Genomic DNA, 10,205 nt, shown 5'->3' with positions numbered 1-10,205 from the left:
GATCTCGGTGATGTCGACGTTGATCGACTCCACCACGGCGGTCTGTTCTTCGGTCGCGGTGGCCACCGACTGGTTCATGCCGTCGATTTCCCCGATACGCAAGGTCACGCTGTTCAGACGTTCGCCGGCGAGGTTGGCGATTTCCACACTGTCCTGGCTGTGGCGTTGACTGTCGCTCATGGTGCTCACCGATTCCCGGGCACCGACTTGCAGTTCCTCGATCATGGTTTGCACCTGTTGCGCCGATTCCTGCGTGCGGTGTGCCAGGTTGCGCACCTCGTCCGCCACCACGGCAAAACCTCGACCGGCTTCACCGGCGCGGGCGGCTTCGATCGCGGCATTGAGTGCCAGCAAGTTGGTTTGCTGGGAAATGCTGGTGATCACTTCGAGAATCTGCCCGATGTTCACCGTTTTGCTGTTCAGCGATTCGATGTTGGTGCTCGAGGCGCTGAGCATGCTCGACAGTTGATTCATCGCCACGATGCTGCGGTCCACCACTTGCTGGCCGTCTTCGGCCAGGCTGCGGGCATCGCTGGCCTGGCTCGAAGCCTGCGCCGCATTGCGAGCGATTTCCTGGGCGGCGGCGCCGAGCTGATTGATCGCGGCCGCAACGCTGCTGGTGCGCGAGGCTTGCTGGTCGGAGTTGAACATCGACGAGTTGGAGGCCGCGACCACGCGCAACGCCACTTCGTTGACTTGCCCGGTGGCCGAGGACACTTCACGGATCGAGCCGTGAATGCGCTCGACGAAACGGTTGAACGCGGTGCCGAGGGTGCCGAATTCGTCATTGTTCTGGATGGTCAGGCGTTTGGTCAGATCACCTTCGCCGTCGGCGATGTCGGCCATGGCTCGGGTCATGACGTGCAACGGCTGGATCAGGATGCGAATCAACATGCCGAGCAGGGCGATGATGATGGCCACGGCAATGATGGTTGCAACCACAGCCGAGGTGCGGAACTCGCTGAGCATCGAGTAGGCTTTTTCCTTGTCGACCGACAGACCGATGTACCAGTTGACCGAAGGCAAGCCCTTGATCGGGGTAAAGCTGACGATGCGGGTCTTGCCGTCGACGTCCACTTCGCTGAAGCCGTTGCCGATGCGCGGGGTATCTTTCGGATACGCCTCGCTCAGGGATTTCATCACCAGCGCTTTGTCCGGGTGAACCAGGATCTTGCCGTCGGCACTGACCAGAAACGCGTAGCCCATGCCATCAAAGTCGCGGGCGCTGAGGGTCGCGATCAGGGTTTGCAGGCTCAGGTCGCCACCCACCACGCCGACGCTCTGTCCGGCTTTTTTCGAAGCCGTGGCCATCGAGATGATCAGTTGACCGGTTGCCGCATCGATGTAGGGTTCGGTCAGGGTCGGCGTGCTGCTGTTTTCGGCGCCTTTGTACCAGGGGCGAACACGCGGATCGAAACCGTCGGGCATCTTCGCGTCCGGACGAATGGTGAAGTGTCCGGTGGCATCACCCAGGTAGGACGCCATGAAAGTCGACGTCAGGGTTTTCTGCTCAAGCAGGCTGGCGACATTGGCTTGTTCGGGGTTGATGGCGATGTTTTGCGAGAGGTTCTCGATCAGCAAAATACGCCCGGCCAGCCAGGTCTGGATGTTGTTGGCGGTGACGTCACCCATCTCGTTGAGGTAGTTGTTGAGGTCCTCGCGGATCGCATTGCGCTGCAAATAGTCGTTGTACAGCGTGAATGAGGCGAAGGCGGCAATAACAATGAGGGCGGCGGCAAGCAGGATTTTATGGCTGAAACGCAGATTTTTGTTCATGGCTTGGGGTTCCGCTAAGGTCTTAATGTCCAGCGCGTGCTTTTATAAAGGGACGCACGACGGGCAAGGTTGAAAGCAATTGAATTTTCCGACTCTCCTTAGGGAAATTTCCTACCAGATCGTGTCTGACTGCTTTGTCGTTATCTCTATCGGCCGTGTAGGACCAAAGATTAATCATGGGTGACCAAATGCCTGACTCACTGCAACTCGTTATCGGCGCCGACCTCAAGGGGCAGCCGATTGCCCAGGCCATGCGCCTGGCCAATCGCCACGGTTTGATCGCGGGCGCGACCGGCACCGGAAAAACCGTGACGTTGCAACGAATGGCCGAAGCTTTCAGCGATGCCGGCGTGGCGGTGTTCGCCGCCGACATCAAGGGAGACCTGTGCGGCCTCGGTGCCGCGGGCAACCCCCAGGGCAAGATCGCCGAGCGGATTGCCGGGATGCCGTGGCTCAACCACAAGCCTCAGGCTTATCCGGTGACGTTGTGGGACGTACAGGGTCAGTCCGGTCATCCTTTACGCACAACCTTGAGTGAAATGGGGCCGCTGCTGCTGGGCAGCCTGCTGGAACTGACCGACAGTCAGCAGTCGGCGCTGTACGCGGCGTTCAAGGTGGCGGACCGCGAAGGCCTGTTGTTGCTCGATCTCAAGGATCTGAAAGCGCTGCTCAATCACCTGCGGGACCACCCCGAGTTGCTGGGCGACGATGCGGCATTGATGACCACCGGCTCCAGCCAGGCGCTGCTGCGACGTCTGGCGACCCTGGAGCAACAGGGCGCCGAAGCCTTGTTCGGCGAGCCGGCGCTGCAACTCGAAGACATCCTCCAGCCCACCGCCGATGGCCGCGGGCGCATCCATTTGCTGGATGCCAGCCGTCTGGTGCATGAAGCGCCGAAAGTCTACGCGACGTTCCTGCTGTGGCTGCTGGCCGAGCTGTTCGAGCAACTGCCGGAGCGTGGCGATGCCGACAAACCCTTGCTGGCGCTGTTCTTCGACGAGGCCCACTTGTTGTTCAACGGCACGCCCCAGGCATTGCGTGATCGTCTGGAACAAGTGGTGAGGCTGATTCGTTCAAAAGGCGTGGGCGTGTATTTCGTCACCCAGTCGCCGGGTGACCTGCCGGATGATGTGCTGGCTCAGCTGGGCTTGCGCATCCAGCACGGTCTGCGTGCGTTTACCGCCAAGGAGCAAAAGTCCCTGCGCGCAGTGGCCGAAGGTTTCCGGCCGAATCCGGCGTTCGATACATTGTCGGTGTTGACCGAACTCGGGATCGGCGAAGCGCTGGTCGGCACGCTGCAGGAAAAAGGCACCCCGGAAATGGTGCAGCGGGTGCTGGTCGCGCCGCCGCAGTCGCGGATCGGGCCTTTGACCGGTGCCGAGCGTACGGCGCTGATTGCCGGTTCGCCGTTGCAGGGGCGTTATGACAAGCCGATTGACCGCGAGTCGGCCTATGAAGTGCTGATGGGGCGCAAGGGCCTGGCGCCCGAGCCCGAGGCGGAGCAGGGCAAACAGGAACCGAGTTTCACCGAACAGGCCGGGGAGTTCCTCGGCACGGCAGCAGGGAAGGCGCTGAAGTCGGCGATGCAACAGGCGGCGAACCAGCTTGGCCGACAGTTGGTGCGCGGCTTGATGGGCTCATTGCTGGGCGGCAGCAAACGCCGCTAGTAGAGCAAAGGATCGCAGCCTTCGGCAGCTCCTACAGAGATCGGTGTAGGAGCTGCCGAAGGCTGCGATCTGTTGATCTTGTGTTTAAACTTTGGTCTTGGCGTGCGCCGCCAGTCGCTCCAGCGCTGCCCGCAGATTCGGGTCGCTGATCCCGTCGGCCGTGGCCTGGATGGTCGCGGCCGCATCATCCGACAGATCCATGGTGTGCCCGGCCGCGCCCCGCTGGACGGTCGGTGGCTGCACCTTGAACAGGATTCGCGTCAGGTTGGCAAACTCGTCGAACAGTTGCAGTTGCCGCTGCAGGCGCTTCTGCTGGTAGCGCAGGCGGGTTGCCCAATGGCCGTCGGTGACAATCAGTAACAAACTGCCTTCGCGCCAGGACGCCACGTGGCAATGCTCGCGAGCGGCGGGTTGCAATTGGCTTTCGAGCAAACGTTGCAAATGGCCCAGGCGTTGAGCGTGGCCGAGAATGGCTTTCAGCGGCTTGGCTTCGCGTAATAGAACGGCGGGTACTTTGGCCGTAAGTGGGCGAAATGCCATGATCAGACACCTGAAGTAACAGAGGCGCCATGGTAGCAGAAAGCGCCGGATGCACCCGCCCATTGCTTTTGTGGGTGCTTTACCCATTAAATCAACAACTAACTTCTGCCTTGAACGGCTTGAAGTTGAGCAAAACGCCCCTATTTTAAGTGAGCCCCGTCAAAGCGCTGTGCCAGCATCGTGGAATATCGCCACTTTCCTCACCACCGTTTCCGGGTAGAATGCTCGTTCGCATGCGGCCATGAGGGCTGCACGGGCGACTCACGGGGCCGCCCTCCATCCCTTTAGTGTGGAAGATCCTGCCGATATGTTTGCGCCTTTGTTAAAGAAACTTTTTGGAAGCAAGAACGAGCGTGAAGTCAAACGCATGCTCAAGACGGTGCAACTCGTCAATGCCTTCGAAGAGCAAATGGTGGCCCTTTCGGACGATCAATTGCGTGCCAAGACCAGCGAGTTCAAGGCCCGCATCGCCAAAGGGGAATCCCTCGACAAGCTCCTGCCAGAAGCCTTTGCGGTCGCCCGCGAAGCCGGCAAGCGTGTCATGGGCATGCGCCACTTCGATGTCCAGCTGATCGGCGGCATGACCTTGCATGAAGGCATGATCGCGGAAATGCGTACCGGTGAAGGCAAGACCCTGGTGGCAACACTGGGCGTTTACCTCAACGCGCTGTCCGGCAACGGCGTGCACGTTGTGACGGTGAACGACTACCTGGCCCGCCGTGACGCCAACTGGATGCGCCCGCTTTATGAATTCCTCGGCCTGACGGTCGGCGTTGTCACGCCGTTCCAGCCGCCGGAAGAGAAGCGTGCTGCCTACGCCGCCGACATCACCTACGGCACCAACAACGAATTCGGGTTCGATTACCTGCGCGACAACATGGCGTTCAGCATGGAAGAAAAATTCCAGCGCGAACTCAATTTTGCCGTGATCGACGAAGTCGACTCCATCCTCATCGACGAAGCCCGCACGCCGCTGATCATCTCCGGTCAGGCCGAGGACAGCTCCAAGCTGTACATCGAGGTCAACAAGCTGATCCCGCAGCTCAAGCTGCACGTTGAAGAAGTCGAAGGCGAAGTGACCCAGGCCGGTCACTACACCGTCGACGAGAAGACCCGTCAGGTCGAACTCAACGAAGCCGGTCACCAGTACGTCGAAGAAACGCTGACCCGCATCGGCCTGCTGGCTGAGGGCGAAAGCCTGTACTCGGCGCACAACCTGAGCCTGCTGACTCACGTCTACGCCGGCCTGCGCGCGCACAAGCTGTTCCATCGCAACGTCGAATACATCGTGCAGGACGGTCAGGTCGTACTGGTCGACGAACACACCGGCCGTACCATGCCGGGTCGCCGTTTGTCCGAAGGCCTGCACCAGGCCATCGAAGCCAAGGAAAACCTGAACATCCAGGCCGAAAGCCAGACACTGGCGTCGACCACCTTCCAGAACTACTTCCGTCTGTACAACAAACTGTCCGGCATGACCGGTACGGCCGACACCGAAGCGTTCGAGTTCCACCAGATCTATGGCCTGCAGGTCATGGTGATTCCACCGAACAAGCCGCTGGCGCGTAAAGACTACAACGACCTGGTGTTCCTGACCGCCGACGAGAAATACGCGGCAATCGTGGCCGACATCAAGGAAAGCATGGCCGCCGGTCGTCCGGTGCTGGTGGGTACCGCCACCATCGAAACCTCCGAGCACATGTCCAACCTGCTCGTGAAGGAAGGCATCGAACACAAGGTCCTGAACGCCAAGTTCCACGAAAAGGAAGCCGAGATCATTGCCCAGGCCGGTCGCCCGGGTGCACTGACCATCGCCACCAACATGGCCGGTCGTGGTACCGACATCCTGTTGGGCGGTAACTGGGAAGTGGAAGTGGCTTCACTGGAAAACCCGACCCCTGAGCAGATTGCCCAGATCAAGGCCGACTGGCAGAAGCGTCACCAACAAGTGCTCGAATCGGGTGGTTTGCAGGTGATTGCGTCCGAGCGTCACGAATCGCGGCGTATCGACAACCAGCTGCGTGGTCGTGCCGGTCGTCAGGGCGACGCCGGTTCCAGCCGTTTCTACCTGTCGCTGGAAGACAGCCTGATGCGCATCTTCGCCTCTGACCGGGTGAAGAACTTCATGAAGGCCCTGGGCATGCAGCCTGGCGAGGCGATCGAGCACCGCATGGTGACCAACGCCATTGAAAAGGCCCAGCGCAAGGTTGAAGGTCGCAACTTCGACATCCGCAAGCAACTGCTCGAGTTCGACGACGTCAACAACGAACAGCGTAAAGTGATCTATCACATGCGTAACACGTTGCTGGCCGCCGACAACATTGGCGAGACCATCGCCGACTTCCGTCAGGACGTGCTCAACGCCACCGTCAGCGCACACATTCCTCCGCAATCGCTGCCTGAGCAGTGGGACGTGGCCGGTCTGGAAGCTGCGTTGCAGAGCGACTTCGGTGTGACACTGCCGATCCAGCAATGGCTCGACGAAGACGATCACCTGTACGAAGAAACCCTGCGCGAGAAGCTCATGAACGAGCTCATCGCGGCGTACAACGAGAAAGAAGACCAGGCGGGCGCCGAAGCGCTGCGCACCTTCGAGAAGCAAATCGTTCTGCGCGTTCTGGACGACCTGTGGAAAGACCACCTGTCGACCATGGACCACCTGCGTCACGGTATCCACTTGCGTGGTTATGCCCAGAAGAACCCGAAACAGGAATACAAGCGCGAGTCGTTCACCCTGTTCTCCGAGCTGCTGGACTCGATCAAGCGCGACTCGATCCGTGTGCTGTCCCACGTTCAGGTTCGCCGCGAAGATCCAATCGAGGAAGAGCAGCGCCTGCGCCAGGAGGCCGAGGCATTGGCCGCTCGCATGCAGTTCCTGCATGAAGAAGCTCCAGGCCTGGACCAACCGGAAGTGCTGGGCGAAGAGGTCGATGTGGCGCTCGCCGCTGCCCCGGTTCGCAGCGAGCACAAGCTGGGTCGCAATGAGCTGTGCTACTGCGGTTCGGGCAAGAAGTTCAAGCATTGCCACGGGCAGATCCAGTAAAACCCGTTTCAATCGCTGAAATACCCGCGCCGCGACCGGCTTCTGCCGTCGCGGCGTTTTACCATTCGAACCACCGTCTTCCTGAAACGGTGCTGACATCATTTATAAAGGAGCGCATTCATGGCTGTTGGTCTTGGTCCTTTGCCAACGTTGCACCCGGTTGCCGGTTTTGAACTCGGTATCGCCTCGGCTGGCATCAAACGCCCGGGGCGCAAGGATGTTGTGGTCATGCGCTGTGTTGAAGGCTCCACGGTAGCCGGCGTGTTCACCCTGAACGCCTTTTGCGCTGCCCCGGTGATCCTGGCCAAGCAACGCGTACAAGGCCCTGTGCGTTACCTGCTGACCAACACCGGCAATGCCAACGCCGGTACCGGCGAGCCAGGCCTGGCCGCCGCCGAGCGCACTTGCGCCAAACTGGCCGAGCTGACCGGTGTCGATGCCAGCCAGGTGCTGCCGTACTCCACCGGTGTGATCGGCGAGCCGTTGCCTGTCGAGAAAATCGAGGGTGCGCTGCAAGCCGCTCTCGACGACCTGTCGATCCACAACTGGGAAGCTGCCGCCACCGGCATCATGACCACCGACACCCTGCCCAAAGGTGCCAGCCGTCAGTTCCAGCACGATGGTGTGACCATCACCGTGACCGGCATCAGCAAAGGCGCCGGCATGATTCGCCCGAACATGGCGACCATGCTCGGTTACATCGCGACCGACGCCAAAGTCTCCCGCGATGTGTTGCAAAACCTGATGCTCGATGGCGCCAACAAGTCGTTCAACCGCATCACCATCGATGGCGATACGTCGACCAACGACTGCTGCATGCTGATCGCCACCGGTCAGGCTGCGCTGCCGGAAATCACCCGCGCCGAGGGCGAACTGTTCGCCAAGTTGAAGCAGGCGGTGTTCGAAGTGTGCATGGACGTGGCCCAGGCCATCGTTCGCGACGGCGAAGGCGCGACCAAGTTCGTGACCGTTGAAGTCAACGGCGGCGGCAATCACCAGGAGTGCCTGGATGTCGGCTACACCGTGGCTCACTCGCCGCTGATCAAGACGGCGTTGTTTGCTTCCGACCCGAACTGGGGCCGCATCCTGGCCGCCGTTGGCCGTGCCGGTGTGCCGGATCTGGATGTGAGCAAGATCGACGTGTTCCTCGGTGACGTGTGCATTGCCAGCCGTGGCGCGCGCGCCGCGACCTACACCGAAGCCCAGGGCGCGGCGGTGATGCAGCAGGAAGAAATCACCATTCGTATCGAGCTGGGTCGTGGCGATTGCAGCGAAACCATCTGGACCACCGACCTGTCCCACGAGTACGTGAAGATCAACGCCGAGTACCGTACTTAAGACCGCGTCGACCCGATCGCGGGCAAGCCCGCTCCCACAGGTTCAGTGGCGTACACAAAGGTTGTGTTCAGCGCGGTCACTGTGGGAGCGGGCTTGCCCGCGATGACGGATGACCAGACGCTAGAGATTTTGGCCTGTCCCCCCCATCAAAAGGTCCCGAACATGAGCCTGCACCTGATCATCGGCGACAAACTGCATTCCTCCTGGTCCCTGCGCGGCGCTCTGGCCCTCGATCTGGCTGGCGCCTCCTACACCGAAGAACTGATCAAGCTGAACCAGCCGGACACCCGCGAGCGCCTGCTCAAGCATTCGCCGACCGCCAAGGTCCCGCTGCTGAAGACCGAACACGGCACCATCGCCGACTCCCTGGCGATTGCCGAATACCTGGCAGAACGGTTCCCCGACGCGAACCTGTGGCCCAAAGACACCGCCGCCCGTGCCCAGGCGCGTTCGGCGTGCGCGCAGATGCACAGTGGCTTTTTCGCCATGCGCGGCAACATGCCGTTCGACCTGAGCCATGACGCAGCGCTGTCGCCGGTCCCGGCCGATGTCCAGGCGGATATCGAGCGCATGTCGGCGCTGTGGGCCGAGTGCCGTGCTGCCGCGACCGAGAGCGGTCCGTACCTGTTTGGCCGCCTCACGTTGGCCGACGCGTTCTTTGCGCCCATCGCCGTGCGTCTGCGCACCTATCGGGTGAAGCTGTCCGCGGCTGACGAAGCCTATGTTGAAACCCTCTACCAATGGCCTGCGTTCAAGGCCTGGCAGAAGGCCGGACTGGAGGAGTTGGAAAAGTGAAGCGAGTCCATGTCGCCGCCGCCGTCATCCGCGATGGCAGCGGCCAGATCCTGATCGCCCGCCGTGCCGATTCACAGCATCAGGGTGGCCTGTGGGAGTTTCCCGGGGGCAAGGTCGAGGCCGACGAGTCGGTCGAAACTGCACTGGCCCGCGAACTCCATGAAGAGTTGGGCATCGCGGTCGAAGCGGCGCGCCCGCTGATCAAGGTCCGGCACGATTACCCGGACAAGCAGGTGTTGCTGGATGTCTGGGAAGTCTCGGCGTTTAGCGGCGAGCCCCACGGCGCCGAAGGCCAACCGCTGGCCTGGGTGTCGCCCCGGGATCTGTCGGGTTACGAGTTTCCAGCGGCCAATCGGCCGATCGTCGCGGCGGCCCGATTGCCGTCGCAGTACCTGATTACCCCGGAAGACCTGGAAACCCCGGCGTTGCTGCGTGGCATCCAGAAGGCCATTGCCGGTGGCATCAAGCTGATCCAGCTGCGCGCACCGAACGGTTACGATCCCAAGTATCGCGACCTGGCTGTCGATGCGGTGGGCCTGTGCGCCGGCAAGGCACAATTGATGATCAAGGGGCCGTTCGAATGGTTGGGTGATTTCCCGTCCGCGGGTTGGCACATCACTTCGGCGCAGTTGCGCAAATACGCAGCGGCTGGCCGACCGCTACCGGCTTCGCGCTGGCTGGCGGCCTCGTGCCATAACGCTGAAGAATTGGCGCTGGCCGAACAGATGGGGGTGGATTTCGTGACCCTGTCGCCGGTTCAACCCACTCTGACTCATCCGGGTGCCGAGCCGTTGGGTTGGGAACAGGTGTCGAGCTTGATCGAGGGGTTCAGCAAGCCGGTGTTCCTGCTGGGTGGCGTTGGCCCGGCCGAGGTCGAGAAAGCCTGGGCGGCGGGTGCGCAGGGTGTGGCGGGGATTCGGGCGTTTTGGCCTGAGGGTTAATTCTCTAGCGAGCCTACAGGCCCCTTCGCGGGCAAGCCCGCTCCCACAGTGTTCAAGGTGAAACACAGATTGTGTGAGCACTAGCAATCCCTGTGGGAGCGGGCT

At 61.2% G+C, this 10,205-nt stretch carries 7 protein-coding genes; 5 read left to right on the top strand and 2 right to left on the bottom strand.

Features of this window, described 5'->3' with window-relative positions; translation table 11 throughout:
- The coding region (locus tag C9422_RS28770) for a methyl-accepting chemotaxis protein (RefSeq protein WP_133249041.1) at positions 1-1,776 on the bottom strand (1,776 nt) is incomplete at its 3' end.
- Positions 1,777-1,964: 188 nt separating this feature from the next.
- On the opposite strand from C9422_RS28770, the gene C9422_RS28765 reads away from it, so the two are divergent.
- Positions 1,965-3,443: a helicase HerA-like domain-containing protein gene (locus C9422_RS28765; protein WP_104449438.1), complete on the top strand. Its 1,479-nt coding sequence runs from the start codon at positions 1,965-1,967 to the stop codon at positions 3,441-3,443.
- Between the two features lie 84 nt (positions 3,444-3,527).
- Here C9422_RS28765 and C9422_RS28760 read toward each other — a convergent pair whose 3' ends face one another.
- A complete protein-coding gene (locus tag C9422_RS28760) occupies positions 3,528-3,983 on the bottom strand; it encodes a DUF721 domain-containing protein (protein WP_116582970.1) in 456 nt (151 codons plus the stop codon).
- Between the two features lie 307 nt (positions 3,984-4,290).
- On the opposite strand from C9422_RS28760, the gene secA reads away from it, so the two are divergent.
- The 4 genes from secA to C9422_RS28740 all read left to right on the top strand — a co-directional run bounded on the left by secA (position 4,291) and on the right by C9422_RS28740 (position 10,100).
- Entirely contained in the window at positions 4,291-7,026 is a 2,736-nt protein-coding gene (gene secA, locus C9422_RS28755; RefSeq protein WP_116582969.1) for a preprotein translocase subunit SecA, read from the top strand.
- Between the two features lie 120 nt (positions 7,027-7,146).
- Positions 7,147-8,364, top strand: coding sequence for a bifunctional glutamate N-acetyltransferase/amino-acid acetyltransferase ArgJ (gene argJ / locus C9422_RS28750; RefSeq protein WP_116582968.1), 1,218 nt, complete (start codon positions 7,147-7,149; stop codon positions 8,362-8,364).
- 162 nt (positions 8,365-8,526) lie between these two features.
- Positions 8,527-9,159, top strand: a complete 633-nt coding sequence (locus C9422_RS28745; RefSeq protein WP_102698384.1) for a glutathione S-transferase family protein — start codon at positions 8,527-8,529, stop codon at positions 9,157-9,159.
- Complete coding sequence (locus tag C9422_RS28740) at positions 9,156-10,100, top strand: Nudix family hydrolase (protein WP_116582967.1); 945 nt, start codon at positions 9,156-9,158, stop codon at positions 10,098-10,100. The genes C9422_RS28745 and C9422_RS28740 overlap by 4 nt, the downstream gene beginning before the upstream one ends.
- The last annotated feature ends 105 nt before the right edge of the window (positions 10,101-10,205 follow it).

The organism is Pseudomonas sp. B1(2018) (assembly GCF_003097365.1).
Lineage (GTDB): Bacteria > Pseudomonadota > Gammaproteobacteria > Pseudomonadales > Pseudomonadaceae > Aquipseudomonas > Aquipseudomonas laurylsulfatiphila.
Note: the sequence above shows the minus strand (reverse complement) of the source record. Positions and strands in the feature narration are given on the sequence as shown.

What these genes read in the sequence shown, in the direction of transcription:
- C9422_RS28765 (WP_104449438.1), top strand. Translation starts at nt 1,965, where the DNA reads ATGCCTGACTCACTGCAACTCGTTATCGGCGCCGACCTCAAGGGGCAG.
- C9422_RS28760 (WP_116582970.1), bottom strand. Translation starts at nt 3,983, where the DNA reads ATGGCATTTCGCCCACTTACGGCCAAAGTACCCGCCGTTCTATTACGC.
- secA (WP_116582969.1), top strand. Translation starts at nt 4,291, where the DNA reads ATGTTTGCGCCTTTGTTAAAGAAACTTTTTGGAAGCAAGAACGAGCGT.
- argJ (WP_116582968.1), top strand. Translation starts at nt 7,147, where the DNA reads ATGGCTGTTGGTCTTGGTCCTTTGCCAACGTTGCACCCGGTTGCCGGT.
- C9422_RS28745 (WP_102698384.1), top strand. Translation starts at nt 8,527, where the DNA reads ATGAGCCTGCACCTGATCATCGGCGACAAACTGCATTCCTCCTGGTCC.